The following is a 19,970-nucleotide window of genomic DNA, read 5'->3' on the forward strand; positions in this document are numbered from 1 at the left end:
TCCGGCCGGGGCACGACACGGCCGTCCGGACCTACCGTTCGACGGGTCCGAAGTAGGCGTTCCGCATGATCTCCTGCATGTCGTCCAGCGTCGGCATCCGCGGATGCGGGTGCGCCCTGGTCCTCGTAGGCGTTGAGGGCCTGCCGGGGCAGGGCGTCGAGGAAGGAGCACTGGTCGACGCCGAGGGCCCGGAACGAGGGCCTCGATGCCCACGGCGTCGCCCAGACGCTCCACGGCCGGGCCGGTCTGCCCGGTGGCGGGTCAGGTCGGTCTCGGAGACCCCGCACGACCTTGTCGTCGTGATCCACCACCGGTACACCGCTGACGCGGTTCCGGGTCCAGCAGCCCGGCCAGCTCGTCGAACGAGGTGCCCGGGCGGGCCGCGGCCACCTCGCTGGTCGTCATCTCGCCTACGGAGCGGGTCATCTCGCCTGCCTCCTCCTGCTGCCGTGTCCACCGCCCCGCGATGCGGCGCGAGGCTGCGCCCTTCCCTCTCACCTGGTGTCGCTGACCTCCGTCCCGGAGAGTGCTGCCCGCCCCGCCTCGAGGCGGGCGACCGGGACGCGGAAGGGAGAGCAGGAGACGTAGTCGAGCCCGGCGGCGTGGAAGAAGCGCACCGACTCAGGATCGCCGCCGTGTTCGCCACAGACGCCGATCTTGAGGCCGGGCCGGGCGGCGCGGCCCTCGGAGACCGCGATCTCCACCAGGCGCCCCACGCCCTCGCGGTCGATCGTCTCGAACGGGGACACCTTGAAGATGCCCTTGTCGAGGTAGGCGGAGAAGAACGCCGCCTCGACATCGTCGCGGGAGAAACCCCACGTGGTCTGGGTCAGGTCGTTGGTGCCGAAGGAGAAGAACTGCGCCTCCTGCGCGATACGGCCGGCAGTGAGCGCGGCCCTGGGCAGCTCGATCATCGTTCCGATCGGGCAGTCGACGGGCACCCCGGACTCGGTGGAGACGTCGGCCAGTACCTGCTCGGCCTCCTGGCGCACCAGGCGCAGCTCCTCGACGGTGTCGATCAGGGGCACCATGATCTCCGCCCGCGGGTCTCCGCCGGCCCGCCTGCGCTCCACAACCGCTTCGGCGATCGCCCGCACCTGCATGGCCACCAGCCCCGGCGCCACCAGGCCGAGGCGTACACCGCGCAGGCCCAGCATCGGGTTCTCCTCGTGCATGCGGTTGACGGCGTCGAGCAGTTCGGCGTCGTGCTCGCTGGGCGGGCTGCCGTGTGCCTCGGCGGCGGCCAGACGCACGGCGAGTTCGGTGCGGTCGGGCAGGAACTCGTGCAGCGGCGGGTCGAGGAGACGGATGGTGACCGGCAGGCCGTCCATCGGCTCCAGAATCCCTGCGAAATCCTGCCGTTGCAGCGGCAGCAGTGCGTCCAGGGCACGTTCCCGCTCCGCGTCGGTGCGGGCGAGGATCATCGCCTCGACCAGCTGCCGCCGGTCGCCGAGGAACATGTGCTCCGTACGGCACAGGCCGATGCCCTCTGCCCCGAACCGGCGGGCCCGGGCGGCATCCTCGGGAGTGTCGGCGTTCGCCCTGACTCCCAGCCGGCGCACCCGGTCGGCGTGCTCCATGGCCCGGGCCACGGCGTCCACCAGCGCGTCCCCGTGTTCGCCGGTCTCGAAGTACCGCATGACGGCCGAGTCGATCAGCGGTGCCGCGCCGGGATACACGGCTCCTTCCGTGCCGTCCACGGAGATGACCGTGCCTTCTTCCACGGCGGTGCCGCCCGCCGTGAAGCGTCGTCGCCGCAGGTCGACGGTGATCAGCCCGGCGCCGCACACGCACACCTTGCCCATGCCGCGGGCCACCACGGCCGCATGACTGGTCTTGCCGCCGCGGCTGGTGAGCACGGCCTTGGCGGCGACCATGCCGGGAAGGTCGTCCGGGTTGGTTTCCTCGCGCACGAGGACCACCTCCTCTCCGGCAGCGGCCCGCCGGGCCGCCTCGGCCGAGTCGAACACCGCGGCGCCCACGGCGGCTCCGGGGGAGGCGGGGATGCCGCGCGCGAGCGGGTCACCGACGGCGGAGGTGTCGAACCGGGGGAACATCAGCCGGGCCAGCCCGTCCCCGCCGACTCGGGCCAGCCCTTCGTCGGCGGTGATGAGCCCCTCGTCGGCCAACTCGGCGGCGATGGTGAAGGCGGCCTCGGCGGTGCGCTTGCCGACCCGGGTCTGCAGCATCCACAGGCGGCCGCGCTCGATGGTGAACTCGATGTCGCACAGGTCGCGGTAGTGGGCTTCCAACGTCGCCATGTGGTCACTCAGTTGACCGAAGGCCTCGGGGTTCAGCCGGCCGAGCTCGTCCAGCGGCAGTGTGTTGCGGATGCCGGCGACGACGTCCTCGCCCTGCGCGTTGGCCAGGTAGTCGCCGTACACACCGGTCCGGCCGGTGGCCGGGTCGCGGGTGAAGGCGACGCCGCTGCCGGAGTCGGGGCCGAGATTGCCGAACACCATGGTCTGCACGTTGACCGCGGTGCCGAGGTCGTCCGGGATGTGCTCACGCCGGCGGTACAGCCGTGCCCGCTCGGCGTTCCACGACTGGAAGACGGCCAGCACCGCGCGCTGCAGCTGCTCGGCCGGTGACTGCGGAAAGGCCTCGCCGGTCTGCTGGCGGATCAGCGCCTTGAAGGTCTCGACCAGCCCGGCCAGATCGGCTGCGTCCAGACCCAGGTCGTCGGCCGCGCCGCGGGCCTGTTTGAGGCTTGCCATGGCCTCCTCGAACAGGGTGCCGTCGACGCCCATGACGGTGCTTCCGAACATCTGTAGCAGTCGACGGTAGGAGTCCCAGGCGAAGCGCTCGTTGCCGGAGGACTTCGCCAGGCCCCGCACCGAGTCGTCGTTGAGGCCGATGTCGAGGATCGTCTCCATCATGCCGGGCATGGAGAAGCGGGCGCCGGAGCGGACCGAGAGCAGCAGCGGGTCGTCCGGCTGCCCCAGGCGCCGCCCCGCGGCCTCCTCCAGCCAGGCCAGATGATCGGAGATCTCGCGAGCCAGGCCGGCCGGCTCGCCTCCGGTGGTGAGGAAGGCCCGGCATGCCTCGGTGGTGACGGTGAAGCCTGGTGGCACCGGCAGGCCCAGGCGGGTCATCTCGGCCAGGTTGGCGCCCTTGCCGCCGAGCAGGCCGGCCATGTCCCGGCCGCCCTCGGTGAACGCGTACACGTAACGGACCATGGCCGTGCTTCCTTCCGCTGCGTTGTCGGTCACATCTCGAAGACGGTGTGGGCCTTAATCTGCCCGTTCAGGACCTCGGCGACGGACTCGTTGACGGTGTGCAGGGGCCCTGTCTCGTAGATCACCCCGGTACGCCCGGCGGCGTGCAGCTGGAACACCTCGCGCGGATCCTGGCGGGTGCCCACGATCGAACCGATGATGCAGGTGCCGTTCAGCACGGTGCGGCCGATCGGCACCTGGATCGTGCCGTCGGCCGGCAGAGCGACCACGGCCAGCTTGCCGCCGCGCCGCAGGGCGTCGTGGACTGCGGCGAACGCCTGTGGGTGCGCGGCCGGCGCCACCGCCGCGTGGGCGCCGCCGTGTCGCTTGAGTACCTCGGCGGGGCCCGCCTCGCGCGCGTCGATGGCGCCCAGTTCGCGGGCGAGTGCGAGCTTGTCGTCGGTGACGTCGATCGCGGCGACGGTGGCTCCGGCGATCTTTGCATACTGCACGGCCGGATGACCGAGACCGGTCACTCCGTCCCCGAGCGACTCGACGCTGCCGACGCCCTCGTGACCGGGCACGAACGGTGGGCTGGGCTTGACCGGCCAGTCACCGTGCGCGGCGTGGATATCGGTGTGGCACAGGCCGGACGCCTTCAGTCGGACACGGACCTGGCCGGGGCCGGGCTCGGGGTCCGGACGGTCCTCGAGCACCAGCGGCTCGCCGAAGGACCGGACGGCTGCTGCTTGCATCGGATGCTCCTCACCCTCCGTGCGCCGTCTGTACTGGGCATCACCAGCGTCGGCCGCCGGGCGGCGCGGCGGCAGGTGCTGTACGTCCTGCGAGGTAAGGCCCATCGGCCCAACCACCGGGGCGTGTGGAGCACGACGTCGGGAGAGCGGACCCGGCGGCCCTGGCCCTTCGGCCCGGAATGACAGAAGATCTGCGGTGGACAGGCAGCGAATGAGGACAGCGCGGACGAGGAGCATCACATGGTGGACGGCGAGCAGCACGGGACCGGCGGCCCGATCCGGGTCTTCCTGCTGGACGACCACGAGGTGGTCCGGCGCGGGGTGCGCGACCTGCTGAACGACGAGCCGGACATCACAGTGGTCGGCGAGGGCGCCACCGCCGAACAGGCTCTGGTCCGCGTCCCCGCCCTGCGCCCGCAGGTGGCCGTGCTCGATGTACGGCTCCCCGACGGAGACGGTGTGAGCGTATGCCGGGAACTGCGCTCGGGCATGCCCGACCTGGCCTGTCTCATGCTGACCTCGTTCGACGACGAGGAGGCCCTGCTGGACTCCATCATGGCCGGGGCCTCCGGGTACGTGCTGAAACAGATCCGGGGCTCGGACCTGGTGTCCGCCGTGCGTACGGTGGCCCGCGGACAGTCGCTGCTCGACCCGAGCGCCACGGCCCGCGTGATGGCCCGCCTGCGGCAGGGACAGCAGCCGGAACCCGAGCCGGAGGCCTTCCCGGGGCTGACCGGACGGGAACAGGAGATCCTGACCCTGATCGGTGAGGGACTCACCAACCGCCAGATCGGCCAGCGGCTCTACCTCGCCGAGAAGACGGTGAAGAACCACATCTCCCGGCTGCTGGCCAAGCTCGGTGTGGAACGCCGCATCCAGGCAGCCGTGATCGCCACGGAGGCGAAGGACAGGCTGAAGCACGAAGGCCACTGAAACGGTGCGGGGCGAGGCTGCACCAACCGGCTCATGGACCTCACCGAGTACGCGACGGCCCGGCTCTCGTAGCGGCACCGGCACAACACACCGTGGAGGTCCATGACACGGGGAGCGCGTTCTCCCGACGAGGGCGCTCGCAGCGGAGAAGGACGGCCGGTCCGGCGGCGACCGCCACCGGTCCTGGCGGGCCGAGGGCCCTGCCCGCTTCTTGCGGGCCCTCATTGCACGGTGCGCGGTCTCGCTCCACTTCCCCGTGCCCTATACGACCCTCGGTCCATTTCCATGACACCGCTTCCCGCCCGTTCGGGTACAGGGCCGCAGGTCCCTGCCCGAGGGGACGGTCGGCCCCTCGGGCAACGTGAAGGGCCGAACGGCGGCGGACAGGGACCGGCGGCGCTTCCTGGGGCGTCCCCCGGGGGATACGAGAGTGGAACCACGTTCGGACAAGGGGTCTGTGTCCCCCCTCGCCACTGTCGGCCCGGACGGCTCCGGCGAAACCCTCGCCGCCGCCGGCTGGGCCGCCCGGGAAGCCGTAGTGCGTACCGCACACGGCCGCTCTGCGTCTCGTGCCCTCCGGCTACGTGCCGTTCGCCGGGAGGCCGTCGCGCTGCCCGGCGACGACCGCTCGGCACACATGCTGCACGAGGAGCGGGCCCGGCTCGCCCACCGTCATCCGGGACGCCGGTCACCGCCGACCGGCTGGACGGCTACGCCGTGACAGCGCTCCTGGCCGCGGCGGAGGAGTCCGAGCTGCTGGTACGCGGCTCCAGGGGGCTCGGCCGCGCGGCCTGCGTGGCGTCGGCCGTCGTGGCCAGGAGCGGGCGGCCCGTTGTCCTGGTGGATGAGGCGAGTCGACACGCGCCGACACCGCCCCGCGAACGGGTCCGTGAGCCACGGTGCCCTGACGTCGTGCTCGGCCTGGGCCCGCACGAGCCCCACGGCTCCGTCGTCGGCTTCGCCCTGGACCCCGCCTCCCGGCGCACCCGCCGTCCTCCGCGTGATTGTGACGGGCACACCTCACCGGAGCACCTGTCAGGCACCCTTCGTCCCTGGCGTGAGAAGTTACCCGACGTCGAAGTCTTCGACGCGTGTGTCATCGGCCGGCCGGGCACTCATCTGCGGGACGCCAGTCGTCAGGCCTCACTGTCCGTCGTCGGCCGCCGCCTCCGCGGCGCCGCACCCGGGCCGCACATCGGCCCGGGTGACCCGGACGGTGCTCCGTCAGGCCCTCGCACCTGTCTCCGTCGTCCCCCACGCAGGAATGGCGTAGAGGGGCTGACCGGATGGAAACGCCGGTCCGGCAAAGGCCTCATGGCGTCGCGCGGAGGCCCTCAGACCCAAGCGCGCGGCGCGCCGGTGACCGAACCTGGAAGTGTCCGCTCGACGGTACGCGAAGCACGGGAGGACACCATGTACGGCTCCCCGAAAACAGTGCACGACGTCATGACCCGCACCGTCGCGGCCCTGGCGGGCGGGGCGGCGTTCAAGGACATCGCCAGGACCATGCGGCAGTGGGATGTCAGTGCCCTTCCCGTACTCGACGGTGAGGGAAGGGTGATCGGTGTGGTCTCCGAGGCCGACCTGCTGCACAAGGAGGAGGTCCGCGACAGCGACCTGCCGCCGGCCGCGCAGCTGCACCGTCCCGGACCGGACAAGGCCGCCGCGGTGACCGCGACGGAGCTGATGACCGCACCGGCCGTCACCGTCCACGCCGGCGACCCGCTCGCCCGTGCCGCGCGCATCATGGCCCGGCACCGCGTCAAGCGTCTGCCCGTGGTCGACGGCGCCGGAGTGCTGAAAGGCATCGTCAGCCGCTCCGACCTGCTCAAGGTGTTCCTGCGGGACGATGACGACATGGCCGAGGAGATCCGGCGCGATGTGATCGGCTGCCGGTTCCCGGTCTCCTTGGAGTCCGTCCGGGTCGACGTGCGCGACGGGGTGGCCACCCTGACCGGCCATGTCCCGGACACCTCCCTCGTCCCGCTCGCGGTGCGACTGGTCCGGTCCGTGGAAGGAGTCGTGGACGTGCACTGTGAGGTGTCGGGACCGCACCGCCGCCCGGCCCTCGACCCGGATTTCCTGGACGATCTGCGGAGGCAGTGACCCCTGTCCCAGTCAGGACACGAGTCGGAACTCAACGTCGACGACGCCCTCGACCGCGCGCACCGCACGGGCGGCGACGGGAACCAGCGAGGTGTCCGTGATGCGGCCGGTGACGGTGACCACTCCCTCGGCAACCTCCACCCGTACGACGTTTCGCCGGGCGGGGAAGAGGGGCTCCACGACGTGTCGGCGGACCTCGTCGGCGAGTTCCTCGTCCCTTCGCAGGAAGACCTTCAACAGGTCGACCCGGCTGACGACACCCACGAGCAGCCCTTTGTCGTCGACGACGGGAAGCCGCTTCACCCTGCGCTGGGCCATGATGCGGGCGGCCTGCGCGACGGTGGCCTCGGCGTGGACGGTGACGACCGGGGTGCTCATCAGCTCTCCGGCGGTGAGCGCCCCCGCCTTGGCCAGGTCGGGCAGGCGGCTCAGCTGGGTGAACCGGTCGGGGTCGCTGTCGCGGAACTCCTCCTTGGGGAGCAGATCCGCCTCGGAGACCAGGCCGACGACACGGCCCTCGCCCTCCAGCACGGGCAGGGCGCTCACCTTCCACTGCTGGAGGAGCTCGACGATCTGCTTGAACGGGGCGTCACGGCCGACGGCCACGACGGTGTGTGTCATCACATCGCTCACGGTGTGCGGGCTGCCGTTGCCGGGCCTGCCCTCGGTCGACTCGGTCATCAGGTGCTCCCACTGCCGTAGGGGGCGTACAGGTCCAGCAGCCGGACGCGGGTCTCGTGGAGCCGGTGGGCGACCACGCGGCCGATCCACACGGCGATCGCCCGGCCGAACTCGGCATCCTCGTCGCACAGCGCCCGCACCGCTTCGGCGTCGAACTCCCACGCCCGTACCGGGGTCGTGGTCACGGCGCCCAGGTGCCATACGTAGGGCGGGAAGTGCCAGGACCAGCCGACCAGTTCGCCGTGGCCCAGTGTTTCGATCACGGCGGGGCGCCGCCCGGGGACGTGCAGGTCGAGGGCGACGGTACCGGTCCGGATGATCCAGAAGCGGTCGGCTCGGTGTCCCTCCACGAACAGGCGGACGCTCACGTCGAAGGAGACCTCGCGGGCGTACCGCATCAGTCGTTCACGATGTCCGGCGGGGAGGGAAGCGGCCAGAGTTGTCGTGGAGGTCATCGCTGTCTCCTCTCTCCTCCCGCCGCGCCGCGTCTCACGGCGCCACGGGCTCATCTACAGCGTGGGCCCGCCCGCGGCGGGACACCACGGGCCGGCCGAACCTTTCCAAGGGCCTGTCGGCCCCACGACAGGTGACCCCGTTCGTCCCCGGCCCGGTGTGCGGCGGTGCGTCCAGCTCCGCCGTCAGCCGGGCCGGGTCGCCCATCGAGGTCACGGGAGGCCGGCGGCATGGCCGGTGTGGAGAAGTGTGTACTCATGGTGACCGGTCCCTTCCAAATCCGGTGACGGTCACGAGCCGTGGTGCGTGGTCATCGTTCTCCTGCTCCCAGCGTCTGTGAAGCGGCTGGAGGGCGCATATGCCGAGCGGTGCACAGAACCGGAACGCGTGGCCCCGGCATGCACGAGCGGCAGAGGGAGGTCGCCCAGCAGGCCGGCCCTTGTGACCCGTGGACCGGCGTGCGGCGAGCGCGGTGGTCCCGGCCCGCTACGGAGGGCTCGCTGCAGAAAGCTCGGTCCCGTAGCGGGGACGGGTGTCCTTCAGTGGGGCCGTTGGGGCATTCCGAGTCACATGGCCGGCATGGGGATGAAGGTGCCGTGGTCGGCGAGAGGCGTTCATGGCCGGCCGGGTGGGTACGGCGCCGCGTCGAGCAGGGAGAGCCGGCCGGTCAGACCGGCGGGGTCGGCGGCCCCGCAGCTGAAGCCGACGTGCCCGTCGGGGCGGACGGCCACCAGACCACGTCCGGGGCTGTTCAACAGCCGCAGAACCCGGCGCTTGACCGATGGCCACGAGCTGGGGACTTTCCGCAGCTCGTGGACTTCCATGCCGCTGCCCGGGCGCGTCTGCGGCGGGGCGCGGTGGTTCTGCCCTAACCGTCGCGGTCAGCGATCCATGCGGACGGACGAGCCCGTACCCGCGCCGGCTGCGTTGTCCGTCCGCTGGAGCGCTGAGCCGTCGCCCTACGACAATCTGTGGGACCCGGTCCCCGGTCCCGGGAACCACCGCACGTCATGCTGCCGCGTCAGTCCGCTCGCGTATCCTGCCCGCCACTGTTCACCGACCGGGAGGATCACGAGAGTTGACCGGCATGTCCGCGTTCCCGCTGCCCTTTCAAGCTGCCCGTTCCACACCGTTCGCGACACCCCGGACGCTGCGGGAACTGGAGATGATGCGGTGCAGCGCGCACATCCGGGCGAAGCCCGGATGGTCCGAGAAGATGAACGATGCCGAGATCGTCGCCAGGTGGACGCGGGAAGCGCGTGCCCAGGGACTCACCGAGGCGCAGGTCCGCCATGTGCTCGCCGAACTGGGGCACTACGCCGCGCTGCGGGACGCACGGACCGGCGCCGAGGTGTCCGCCGTCGACGGGGTGTGGCAGTCGGACACGCTGATCGACGACGCGCTCCGGGACCGGCTGCGTGCGGCGGTCCGGGTCCTCGAAGAGGTTCCCGAGGAGGAACGGGACTGGCACCCCGGATCCGACGGCCAGGTGCTGGACCTGGTGCACCCGTCGCTGTTCTGCCTGGTGCGGGACGTGAGCGGCGCGCCCGAGCGGGCTTGGCGGAACCCGGCCGACCACTACGCGAAGTACGAGTTCTCCGAGCGGTTCCAGTGGCTGCCCACGGACGTGGACGTCAGCGCCGACGGGGGTGTCACCTTCCGTTCGTACGTCAACAACGTGCACCCCGAGAGACATCGGGACCTGGCCGGCGTCCTGCCGGAGGTGTTCGCGCGCTTCCGCCCGCTGCTGGAGAACGTGCTCACCGATCTGCGCCATCCGCGGCCGCCGCGCATCGAGGCCGATCCCTACGGATGGTACGACTCGGAGCCCGAGTACCCGGACGAGGACTCCTACAGCGACGACGAGGCCTACCAGGAGGCCCTGCACGCCTGGGAAGAGGCCCAGGACGACTGGTGGGAGAACCGCCGCCCCGTGGTCCCGGACGCCCCGGAGTTCACCCCTCCCGAGCCGCCCGGTCCCTCCGCCCGGGTCGACCTGCGCGGCCGCGGCCTCCAGGTCATCGTCAAGCTCGCCACCATCCGGCTCACCCCGGACAAGCCCGAATACAGCGGCGGTTCCTGGCATGTCGAGGGGATGCTGAACGAGCGGATCGTCTCGACCGGCATCCACTACTGGGACAGCGAGAACATCACCGGGAGCCGGCTCGGTTTCCGCGTGGCGCTCGACGATCCGGAGTACGAGCAGAACGACGACAACGGGCTCCGCGAGGTCTACGGGTTGGAGAACGAGGACGCGCTGAACCAGTACCTGGGTGCGGCGGCGACCCCGGCCGGCCGCTGCCTGGCGTTCCCCAACATCCTGCAGCACCGCGTCGACTCGTTCCGCCTCCAGGACCCCACCCGTCCGGGACACCGCAAGAAACTCGTGTTCTTCCTGGTCGACCCGTCGGAGAACATCGTCTCGACCTCGGACGTGCCTCCGCAGCAGCCCTGGGCCGAGACCTCCACCATGACGCTGGAGCAGGCCAAGGCCTATCGCGAAGAGCTCATGCGAGAACGCAAGTTCTTCGTCGACGAACACAACGAGCAGCTCTACGAACGGGAATTCTCCCTCTGCGAGCACTGACTCTCCGCAGCACCGGCACCGGGCGGGCCGCCGGCCCGTCCGGTGCGCCGGCGGAACGGAGCGAGCGTGGCGCGAACGAGGTCGGCGGCGCCCCAGTCCGGGTCGAACTGGGCGATCACCGCCAGATGCTGGCGCAGCTGGAGGATCGGCATCCGCTCCCGCCAGTCGCGGTCGAGCCCGGTCAGCTCGGCGTACAGGTCGAACAGCCGGTGCGCCTCGGGCGGCGGTGCCGTGGTCCACAGGTGGGCCAGGTCGACCTCGGCCCACGTGTACGACACGACCGGGTCGATCAGCGCGGGCCGCCCGTCGGCGGTGGCCATGACGTTGGACGCCCACAGGTCGCCGTGCGTCAGGCATGCGGGCCGGACCGGCAGCAGCTCGGGCAGCCGGTCGCACAGCCGCTCCAGCGCCGCCCGGTCCGCGGGCTCCAGCGCCTCCTGGACGCGGGGCTCGTCCAGCCACCGCAGCAGCCGGTGCCGGGCGAAGAACTCGAACCCGTCGTCGTTCCAGGTGTTGATCTGGGGAAGGCGCCCCAGCCAGTTGTCCTGGTGCCATCCGAAGCGCGGGTGACGGGTGCTGGTGTGCAGGTGCGCGAGCACGTGCGCGCACTGCTCCCAGAAGGCCTCGGTGCGCGGCCGGGGCTCCAGCAGGGACAGCACGAGCAGGTCGCGCCCCGCGAGGACGACGTCGGGCGTGGCGACGCCACCCGCTTCGCGCAGCACGGTGAGCCCTTCGGCCTCCGTGGCGAAGGCGCTGTCCGGCGCCGGCTCGCCGAATGCCTTGGCGAACACCGACGTGCCGTTGCCTCTGCGGGCCACCCCCGCGGTCGCGGCGAGCCCTCCGGAGGCCGGCTCCACCGCGACGACGTCACGCAGGCCGGCCGCGTGCAGGCGGGAGAGCAGGAAGGACGTCGGTTCTGTCATGCGTGTGCTCCTCCGTGCGGGGACGGCTCGGGCGCAGGGCTCATGCGCCGGTGTCCGGCCGCGTCGAGCCGGTGGCCGGGTCGGCCAGGACCTTGCGGCTGATCCGTTCGGCGATGGCGGTGACCAGGGTGCGGGGCCGCCGGGGCGTCAGATGGGCGAGAAGGGCGTTGTCGAGGCCGGGGGCGAGGTAGCCGCGGTCGCGCTCCAGCGCGCGCAGCGTGGCGCGTACGACGCGCTCCGGAGTGGTCATGGCGCCGGTGACGGCCGCCCGGCGGGTGCCGATGGTGTCGAAGAAGGCGGTCTCGACCGGGCCCGGGCACACCGTGAGCACGCGGATGCCGCGCCGGCGGTACTCCTGGCGCAGGGCGAGGCCGAAGTTCAGCACGAAGGCCTTGCTCGCCCCGTACACGGCGAAGTACGGCGCGGGTGCGAAGGCCGCGTTGGAGGCGACGTTGACGACGGAACCCCGGCCGCGCTCCAGCATGCCGGGCAGCAGCGCGTGGGTGAGGTCCACGAGCGCGACGACATTGACCATCACCTGGTCGTGGTCCCGGGCCGCGGAGATCTCCTCGAAGCGGCCGCAGGTACCGAAACCCGCGTTGTTGACCAGTAAGCCGACGGTCAGGCCGAGGTCGTTGAGCCGTTCGGCGACGCGACGGGCCGCGTCCGGCTCGGCCAGGTCCTGCACGAGCACATGGGCGTTGATCCTGTGCTCGGCGGTCAGGCGTTCGGCGAGGGCGGCGAGCCGGGCCTCGGAACGCGCCAGAAGGACCACATCGTGTCCGCGGGCCGCCAGCTGCGCGGCGAACTCCGCGCCGAGGCCGGACGACGCGCCGGTGATCAGGGCAGTGCTGTGCACGGTTTCTCCGTCGGTCGGGAAGCACCTGGGAGTTGAACCGTATCCGGCACGCCGTCCGCCGGGCGCGGGCCGTCAGAGCAGACCGCTCCAGTACGTCCAGAAGCGGGTCAGGACCAGCAGCGCGATCACCCCGTACCAGGCGGTGAGCAGCATCCAGTGGGTGTCCTCGACCACCGTCAGCACACCGCGGGGCACGGGGAGGAACCCCCGCCCCGCGCAGTACAGGCTCACGTACCAGAACAGCGCGATGGTGACGGCCCAGACGAGCGCGCAGTACGGGCAGAGCGTGTTCAGCTCGTAGAGCGACTGGCCGATCAGCCAGTGCACGAACACCACGCCCGCCAGCGCCCCGGCGTTCAGCGCGAGCCACAGCCGCCGGGGCAGGCGCGCCCCGCCCAGCACGGCGACGCCCAGCGTCGCCACCGCGGCGAAACCCGCCAGTCCGAGCAGCATGTTGGGGAAGCCGAACAGGCTGCCCTGAGCGCTCGACATCACGTCGCCGCAGCTGACGACGGGGCTGATGTCGCAGGACGGCCGGTAGTCGGGGTCGCTGAGCAGCCGCCGGTCGTCCACGGCGAGCCGGAAGGAGGCGTACCAGCCCACCGTCCCGGTCAGGAGCAGCAGCCATCCGGTGCGCCGGTCCGCACCCCGCGCGGCCACCGGTGCGTGGCTCACGAGGCCCGCCGGGCCGCGGAGGCCGCCCCGGCGCGCCCCGCCGTCGGGGCGGTGCGCCGCCGGTAGACCAGGTACGGCCGGACCAGATAACCGATCGGCGCGCTCCACACGTGCACCAGCCGGGTGAACGGCCAGGCCGCGAAGAGCAGGCAGGCGCTGAGGGCGTGCAGCTGGAACAGCAGCGGCGCCTCCGCGACGGCCTCGGGCCGGGGCTGCAGGACGAACAGGCCGCGGAACCACACGGAGACGGTGGAGCGGTAGTCGTAGCCGGCGCCGAAGACGTTGTGGGCGGCGGTCGCGGTGATGCCGAGGACGACTGTGGCCGACAGCAGCGGGAAGAGCAGCTTGTCGCTGCGGTCGGTACGGAGCCGGATCCGGCGGGTCAGCAGACGGCGGGCGCACAGCATGCCGAGGCCCGCCACCATGGCGACGCCCGCCACCGACCCCGCCCAGACCGCGGTGGTGTGGTACGTGTGCTCACCGATCCCCACCGCCTCGGTCCACGAACTCGGCACGGCGAGCCCCACCACATGCCCGGCGATCACCATGAACGCGCCGAGGTGGAACAGCGGGCTGCCCCAGCGCAGCCAGCGGTGTTCGAGGAGCTGGCTGGTGCGGGAGGTCCAGCCGAACTGGTCCTGCCGGTACCGCCACACATGGCCGACGGCGAACACCGCGAGGCAGACGTACGGAACGGCGACCCACAGCAGCAGGTCGGCTGTCGAGGCGTTCATGCGCGGCCTTCCTCGGGGGACGGAATGCGGGTGGTCGGTGCCGGCGGGGGAGGGGTGAAGGTGCCGGGCGGGGCGAACGCGCCCTCACCGTAGGGATCGAGGCCCACGTCCTCGGTGGGCGGCCCCTGAGCGGCGAGTTCGGCCACCGCCCGCAGGTCGGCCTCGGTGGCCGGCGGCAGCAGGCTGAGCAGCGCGGCCAGGACGTGGCGGTAGGGCGAGCCGGAGTCGTCCAGCGCGCGGTGGATCAGTTCCAGGCCGCGCCGGTGCTGCCGCAGGGGGGCCTCCCCCTTGCCGGGGCCCGCCAGCGCGGCGAACTCCAGCACGACCGGGAGATGGTCGGGCAGTTCGCCGCCGTCGGTGTCCCAGCCGGCCGCACGGTACCGCTGCGCCAGAGTGAGCAGGGCCATGCCCCGGCGACGGGTGTCGCCGTGCAGGTAGTAGGTGAGGTAGAGGCTGCTGCGGCGGCGCAGATCGAAGGTCTCGACGTAGTGCCGCTCCAGCGCGTCCGCCTCCTGGCCGGCGAACCAGTCGGTGAAGGCCGCCAGCTGCCCGGCGGCGGGCGAGTGCGGCAGCGCCGCGACACCGGCCGTCAACACCTCCCTGGCGGCGACGAGTTCGTGGTCTGGGTACTGCAGCAGGAGTGAGCACAGCCGCAGCAGCAGGGCCCGCTGCTCGCTCTCCTCGGGAGTCGGCGGTGCGGCACGGCGGCGGGTGGAGGGACGGAGCAGGGTCTTCAACGGGGTCACGGCCGGCCTCCTGCGGGGGTCTCGGGGGAGCGGCGGCGCAGGGTGGGGATGCCGAGCATCACGCGGCGGCCGTCGGAGGGCGCCGGGTCGCCGGAGGACTCGACGGGGCAGCGGTTCTCCATGGCGGTCAGCGCCGCCGCGTCCTCCTTGTGCGCGGCGGGCACGACGTACCGGTCCTCGTACTTGGCGACGGCCAGCAGCCGGTGCAGGTCCTCCGCCTCCCGCGCGGTGAGCCCGACCGCCTTGACGACGGCCTCGTCGCCCTCCTCGCCGAGGGTGATGCCGCGCATGTACGAGCGCAGCGCCGTCAGCTTCATCAGGACCCCGCCGACGACGTCGGTGTCCCCGGCGGTGAACAGCTCCGCCAGATACTCCAGGGGAATGCGCAGCCGGGTGACGGCGGCGAACACGTGGTCCGGGTCGTCCTGGTTGCCGCCGGCCGCGTCGACGGCGTCGAGGACGGGGGAGAGCGGCGGCACGTACCAGACCATCGGCAGCGTGCGGTACTCGGGATGCAGCGGCAGCGCCACCTTGTACTTCGCCACCAGCGCGTACACCGGGGAGCGGCGGGCCGCGTCCAGCCAGTCCTCGGGAATGCCCGACTCCCGCGCGGCCGCGACGACGTCGGGATCGAAGGGGTCGAGGAAGACGCCGCGCTGGGCGTCCAGCAGGTCCTGCTCGTCGGGCGTGGCCGCGGCCTCACCGACCCGGTCGGCGTCGTAGAGCAGCAGACCGAGGTAGCGCAGCCGGCCGACGCAGGTCTCGGAGCAGACGGTGGGCTGACCGGCCTCGATGCGCGGGAAGCAGAAGGTGCACTTCTCGGCCTTGCCGGTGGCGTGGTTGACGTACACCTTCTTGTACGGGCACGCCGTCACGCACATCCGCCAGCCGCGGCACTTGTCCTGGTCGACCAGGACGATGCCGTCCTCGACGCGCTTGTACATGGCGCCGGACGGACAGGCCGACACACAGGCCGGGTTGAGGCAGTGCTCGCACAGGCGGGGCAGGTGGAAGAGGAAGGTCTGCTCGAACTCGAACTTCACCTTCTCCGCCCAGGCGCCGCTGAGGTTGGGGTCGCCGCCCGCGTTCTCGGGGGCCCCGCCGAGGCCGTCCTCCCAGTTGGCGCCCCACGTGATGTCGGCGGGTTTGCCGGTGAGCACCGAACGGGGCCGTGCGACGGGCATGTCGGGCCCGGCGGGGGCGCTGACGAGGTTGTCGTAGTCGTAGGTGACCGGCTCGTAGTAGTCCTCGAGGGACGGCAGGTCCGGGTTGGAGAACAGCGACAGCAGCCGCCTGACCCGGCCTCCGGAGCGCAGGACCAGACGCCCGCGCCGGTCGAGCATCCAGCCGCCCTTCCACTGCTCCTGGTCCTCGTAGCGGCGGGGGTAGCCGACGCCGGGTTTCGTCTCGACGTTGTTGAACCAGGCGTACTCGACTCCGGTGCGGTTGGTCCACGTCTGCTTGCAGGTGACCGAGCAGGTGTGGCAGCCGATGCACTTGTCGAGGTTCATCACCATGGCGATCTGGGCCATGACGCGTCCGACAGTGGCTTCTCCACGGGGCATGTCAGTACTCCACTTGCCGGCTGCGGCGCCGGATGACGGTGACTTCGTCACGCTGGTTGCCGGTCGGGCCGTAGTAGTTGAAGCCGTAGGTGAACTGCGCGTAGCCGCCCGCGAGGTGGGTGGGCTTGAGCAGCAGGCGGGTCAGCGAGTTGTGCATGCCGCCGCGCTTGCCGCCGACCTCGGTCTTCGGCACGTTCACCGTGCGGTCCTGGGCGTGGTACATGTACACGGTCCCCTCGGGCATCCGGTGGGTGACCACGGCCCGGCAGGCGACGACGCCGTTGCGGTTGTACGCCTCGATCCACTCGTTGTCCTCGACGCCGATCTTCTCGGCGTCCTCCCGTGACATCCAGATGACCGGGCCGCCGCGGGACAGGTCGAGCATGTACTTGTTGTCCTGGTAGTTGGAGTGGATGGACCACTTCGAGTGCGGGGTCAGATAGCGGACCGTGACCTCGGCGCGGTCCTGTTCGTGCAGCCGCTCGTCGCCGTAGTGGCGCGGCGCGTTCAACGGCGGCCGGTAGACGGGCAGCTGCTCGCCCAGCTCGGTGGTCCAGTCGTGCTGGACGAAGAAGTGCTGCCGCCCGGTGAGGGTGTGCCACGGTTTGAGGTGCTCGGTGTTGATGACGAACGGCGAGTAGCGGCGCCCGCCCGTCTCCGAACCCGACCACTCGTAGGAGGTCATCACCGAACGGGGCTGGGTGCGGGTGTCGGCGAAGGTGATCCGCTCGGCCTCGCGTTCGGCGGCGAGCTCCACCAGACCCGTGCTGCCGGTCTGCCGCTCGAGTTCGCGGAATCCCTCGGTGGCCAGGCGGCCGTTGGTGGTGCCGGACAGGGCGAGGATCGCCTCGCACATGTCGGACGCGGTGGCCAGCGACGGCCGGCCGGCGCCGGCGCCGTCGCGGACCGTTCCGCAGCGGCGCCGCAGGTCCTCGATCTCCCGGTCGGGACGGACGGTGACGCCCTTGGTGGTGGTGCCGAGGGTGTCCAGCAGCGGTCCCACGGCCCGCATCTTCTGCGCCACGGCCGCGTAGTCGCGCTCGATCGCCACGAGTTTCGGCATGGTCCTGCCGGGGACCGGCTCGCACTCGCCGGTCTTCCAGTCCCGGACCACCCCGCCGGGCTGGGCGAGTTCGTCGGGGGTGTCGTGCAGCAGGGGAACCGGCAGGACGTCGGTACGCGTCCCCAGGTGCTCGGCGGCCAGCTCGCTGAACCGGTCGGCGATGGCGAGGAAGGTGTCGTAGTCGGTGCGGGCCTGCCAGGGCGGGGCGATGGCCGGGGTGAAGGCGTGCACGAAGGGGTGCATGTCCGTGCTGGACAGGTCGTCCTTCTCGTACCAGGTCGCGGCCGGCAGGACCACGTCGGAGAGCAGACCGGTGGAGGTCATCCGGAAGTCCATGGAGACCAGCAGGTCGAGCTTGCCCTCGGGCGCCTCCTCCCGCCAGACCACCTCCCGCGGACGTCCCTCGGGCGGCGTCTCACCGGAGCGGACGGCCGCGTCCGCGCCCAGCAGGTGCCGCAGGAAGTACTCGTTGCCCTTGCCGGAGGAACCCAGCAGGTTCGCCCGCCACACCGTCAGCACCCGCGGGAAGTTCTCCGGCGCGTCGGGGTCCTCGGCGGCGAACCGCAGCCGGCCCGCCTTCAGTTCGTCCACGATGTGATCGGCCACCGGGCGGCCCCGCGCCGCGGCCTCGTCCGCCAGATCGAGGGGGTTGCGGTCGAAGCCGGGGTGCCCGGGCGTCCAGCCCAGCCGCACGGCCTGCGCCAGACAGTCGGCGAACGTCCTGCCCTTGAGCGCGCCCTTGCCCAGCGGGGAGGCCAGCTCGTCCGCCCCGAAGGCCTCGTAGCGCCACTGGTCGGAGTTGAGATACCAGTAGGAGGTGCCGGCCATGTGCCGGGTGGGCCGCTGCCAGTCGAACGCGAAGGCGAGATGCTGGAAGCCGGTGAGGGGGCGTACCTTTTCCTGGCCCACGTAGTGCGCCCAGCCGCCGCCGTTGACGCCCTGGCAGCCGGTCATGGTGGTCAGCGCCAGGAACGCCCGGTAGATGGTGTCGGAGTGGAACCAGTGGTTGGTGCCGGCCCCCAGCGCGATCATGGAACGGCCCTTGGTGCGCTCCGCGTTGCGGGCGAACTCCCGCGCGATCCGGGCCGCCTGCTCCGCGGGGACCGAGGTGACCGTCTCCTGCCAGGCCGGGGTGCACGGCTCTTCGGCGTCGTCGTACGAGGACGGCCACCGGCCGGGCAGTCCCGGCCGGCCGACGCCGTACTGCGCCAGCATCAGGTCGAACACCGTGGTGACCCGGCGCCCGCCGACGCGGAGCACCGGCACCCCCCGCACCATCGTCGTACCGCCCTCGGTGGGGCCCTCGTCGAAGCGGGGCAGCAGGACCTCGGCCGTCTCCCCGGCCCGTGCCAGAAGGCTCAGTTCGGGTGTCACACCGGCGGTGTCGAGGTTCCAGCGGCCCTGCTCCCGCGCCCAGCGGAAGCCGAGCGAGCCGTTCGGCACGACCGGCTCGCCCGTGGCCGAGTCCAGCAGGACCGTCTTGGAATCGGCGTGCTCCTCCTCGTGCCCGAGGTCCGCCGCGGTCAGGAAGCCGTCCGGGACCAGACCGCCCTCCGCGTGCTCGCGCAGCGTGATCAGGAACGGGGCGTCGGTGAACTTCCGTAGATAGTCCCGGAAGTAGGGCACCTCCCGGTCCACCAGGAACTCGCGCAGGATGACATGCCCCATCGCCATGGCCAGCGCGCCGTCGGTCCCCGGGTGCGGGGACAGCCACTCGTCGGCGTGCTTGACGTTGTCGGCGTAGTCCGGGCTGACCGCGACGACCTTGGTGCCGTTGTAGCGGGTCTCGGTCAGGAAGTGCGCGTCGGGCGTGCGGGTCACGGGGATGTTGGAGCCCCACATGATCAGATAGCCCGCGTTCCACCAGTCCGCGGCCTCCGGCACGTCCGTCTGGTCGCCGAAGACCTGCGGCGAGGCGACCGGCAGGTCGGCGTACCAGTCGTAGAACGACAGCAGCGTGCCGCCGATCAGCGACAGGAAGCGGGAGCCGGCCGCGAACGAGGCCATCGACATCGCCGGGATCGGCGAGAAGCCCACCACACGGTCCGGACCGTAGCGCTTGACGGTGTGCACATGGGCGGCCGCGATCAGCTCGGCGACCTCGTCCCAGTCGGCGCGCACCAGGCCGCCCTTGCCCCGCGCCCGCTTGTAGGCGCGGGCCCGGGCCGGGTCACCGGTGATCTCCGCCCAGGCCGCCACGGGGTCGCCCAGCCGCCCCCGCGCCTCGCGCCACAGCTTCAGCAGCTCGCCCCGCACATAGGGGTGGCGGACCCGGCTCGGTGAGTACGTGTACCAGGAGAACGACGCACCGCGCGGGCAGCCGCGCGGCTCGTACTCGGGGCAGTCGGTGCCGATCGACGGATAGTCGGTGGCCTGGTGCTCCCAGGTGATGAGGCCGTCCTTGACGTACACCATCCAGGAGCACGAACCGGTGCAGTTCACACCGTGGGTGGAGCGCACCACCTTGTCGTGCGACCAGCGGTCCCGGTAGAACCCCTCCCACTTCGGGTCGCCCCCACCGAACACCGCACGCCCGTCCGACGACACCTCACGGCGGTTCAGCAGTCTGCGCGCGGCCAGCGGCCAGCCGGAGCCGTCGGACGGCGCCCGACGCGGTGCTTTCTGATCGTTCTCCATGGTCACGAACGCTAGGCGGCGCGACCTGCGGGAACCCGGGGCCGGCGGTCCCCATCACGCGACCTTCCGGCCCCATTCGGCCGCGGGCACCGGGG

The 19,970-nt window shown here is 71.6% G+C and carries 15 protein-coding genes and 1 pseudogene; 3 read left to right on the forward strand and 13 right to left on the reverse strand.

What is annotated here, in order from left to right:
* Nucleotides 1-31: 31 nt before the first annotated feature.
* The 3 genes and pseudogenes from AC5L3C_RS36225 to AC5L3C_RS36235 all read right to left on the reverse strand — a co-directional run.
* Nucleotides 32-237, reverse strand: a pseudogene (locus AC5L3C_RS36225) (hypothetical protein); the annotation flags it as partial.
* A gap of 257 nt (nucleotides 238-494) precedes the next feature.
* Nucleotides 495-3,179, reverse strand: a complete 2,685-nt coding sequence (gene ppdK, locus AC5L3C_RS36230) for a pyruvate, phosphate dikinase (RefSeq protein WP_493653353.1) — start codon at nucleotides 3,177-3,179, stop codon at nucleotides 495-497.
* Between the two features lie 29 nt (nucleotides 3,180-3,208).
* Nucleotides 3,209-3,913: a zinc-binding dehydrogenase gene (locus AC5L3C_RS36235; RefSeq protein ID WP_493653355.1), complete on the reverse strand. Its 705-nt coding sequence runs from the start codon at nucleotides 3,911-3,913 to the stop codon at nucleotides 3,209-3,211.
* 240 nt (nucleotides 3,914-4,153) lie between these two features.
* Between AC5L3C_RS36235 and AC5L3C_RS36240 the strand changes: the two genes are divergently transcribed.
* Both AC5L3C_RS36240 and AC5L3C_RS36245 read left to right on the forward strand, forming a co-directional pair.
* A complete protein-coding gene (locus AC5L3C_RS36240) occupies nucleotides 4,154-4,846 on the forward strand; it encodes a response regulator (RefSeq protein WP_493653356.1) in 693 nt (230 codons plus the stop codon).
* A 1,413-nt stretch (nucleotides 4,847-6,259) separates the two neighbouring features.
* A complete protein-coding gene (locus AC5L3C_RS36245) occupies nucleotides 6,260-6,952 on the forward strand; it encodes a CBS domain-containing protein (protein WP_493653358.1) in 693 nt (230 codons plus the stop codon).
* A 12-nt stretch (nucleotides 6,953-6,964) separates the two neighbouring features.
* On the opposite strand, the gene AC5L3C_RS36250 is transcribed toward AC5L3C_RS36245, so the two are convergent.
* From AC5L3C_RS36250 to AC5L3C_RS36260, 3 genes are all read right to left on the reverse strand, one after another.
* The gene (locus AC5L3C_RS36250) at nucleotides 6,965-7,633 is read right to left on the reverse strand and encodes a CBS domain-containing protein (RefSeq protein WP_493653359.1); all 669 of its coding nucleotides are present in this window, start codon (nucleotides 7,631-7,633) and stop codon (nucleotides 6,965-6,967) included.
* Nucleotides 7,633-8,088 carry a cyclic nucleotide-binding domain-containing protein gene (locus AC5L3C_RS36255; RefSeq protein ID WP_493653360.1) on the reverse strand — a complete coding sequence of 152 codons (456 nt, stop codon included), beginning with the start codon at nucleotides 8,086-8,088 and terminating at the stop codon, nucleotides 7,633-7,635. The genes AC5L3C_RS36250 and AC5L3C_RS36255 overlap by 1 nt, the downstream gene beginning before the upstream one ends.
* Before the next feature lie 612 nt (nucleotides 8,089-8,700).
* Nucleotides 8,701-8,841 (reverse strand): hypothetical protein, encoded by a 141-nt coding sequence (locus AC5L3C_RS36260; RefSeq protein WP_493653361.1) that lies wholly within the window; start codon nucleotides 8,839-8,841, stop codon nucleotides 8,701-8,703.
* Nucleotides 8,842-8,867: 26 nt separating this feature from the next.
* Here AC5L3C_RS36260 and AC5L3C_RS36265 point away from each other — a divergent pair, with 26 nt between their 5' ends.
* Entirely contained in the window at nucleotides 8,868-10,673 is a 1,806-nt protein-coding gene (locus AC5L3C_RS36265; protein WP_493653362.1) for a DUF4246 domain-containing protein, read from the forward strand.
* Here AC5L3C_RS36265 and AC5L3C_RS36270 read toward each other — a convergent pair.
* The 7 genes from AC5L3C_RS36270 to AC5L3C_RS36300 form a co-directional block, all read right to left on the reverse strand.
* On the reverse strand, nucleotides 10,640-11,596 hold the full coding sequence (locus AC5L3C_RS36270) for a fructosamine kinase family protein (RefSeq protein WP_493653363.1): 957 nt from the start codon (nucleotides 11,594-11,596) through the stop codon (nucleotides 10,640-10,642). The genes AC5L3C_RS36265 and AC5L3C_RS36270 overlap by 34 nt on opposite strands.
* Nucleotides 11,597-11,636: 40 nt before the next feature.
* Entirely contained in the window at nucleotides 11,637-12,455 is an 819-nt protein-coding gene (locus tag AC5L3C_RS36275; protein WP_493653364.1) for an SDR family NAD(P)-dependent oxidoreductase, read from the reverse strand.
* 72 nt (nucleotides 12,456-12,527) lie between these two features.
* Nucleotides 12,528-13,130 (reverse strand): vitamin K epoxide reductase family protein, encoded by a 603-nt coding sequence (locus AC5L3C_RS36280; RefSeq protein WP_493653365.1) that lies wholly within the window; start codon nucleotides 13,128-13,130, stop codon nucleotides 12,528-12,530.
* Nucleotides 13,127-13,864, reverse strand: a complete 738-nt coding sequence (gene narI / locus AC5L3C_RS36285; RefSeq protein WP_493653366.1) for a respiratory nitrate reductase subunit gamma — start codon at nucleotides 13,862-13,864, stop codon at nucleotides 13,127-13,129. Before narI ends, AC5L3C_RS36280 begins: the two co-directional genes overlap by 4 nt.
* The gene (gene narJ / locus AC5L3C_RS36290; protein ID WP_493653367.1) at nucleotides 13,861-14,610 is read right to left on the reverse strand and encodes a nitrate reductase molybdenum cofactor assembly chaperone; all 750 of its coding nucleotides are present in this window, start codon (nucleotides 14,608-14,610) and stop codon (nucleotides 13,861-13,863) included. The genes narI and narJ overlap by 4 nt, the downstream gene beginning before the upstream one ends.
* Nucleotides 14,607-16,175 carry a nitrate reductase subunit beta gene (gene narH / locus AC5L3C_RS36295; RefSeq protein ID WP_493653369.1) on the reverse strand — a complete coding sequence of 523 codons (1,569 nt, stop codon included), beginning with the start codon at nucleotides 16,173-16,175 and terminating at the stop codon, nucleotides 14,607-14,609. The genes narJ and narH overlap by 4 nt, the downstream gene beginning before the upstream one ends.
* A gap of 1 nt (nucleotide 16,176) precedes the next feature.
* On the reverse strand, nucleotides 16,177-19,875 hold the full coding sequence (locus AC5L3C_RS36300; RefSeq protein WP_493653371.1) for a nitrate reductase subunit alpha: 3,699 nt from the start codon (nucleotides 19,873-19,875) through the stop codon (nucleotides 16,177-16,179).
* Between the last annotated feature and the right edge of the window lie 95 nt (nucleotides 19,876-19,970).

Source organism: Streptomyces speibonae (assembly GCF_984686075.1).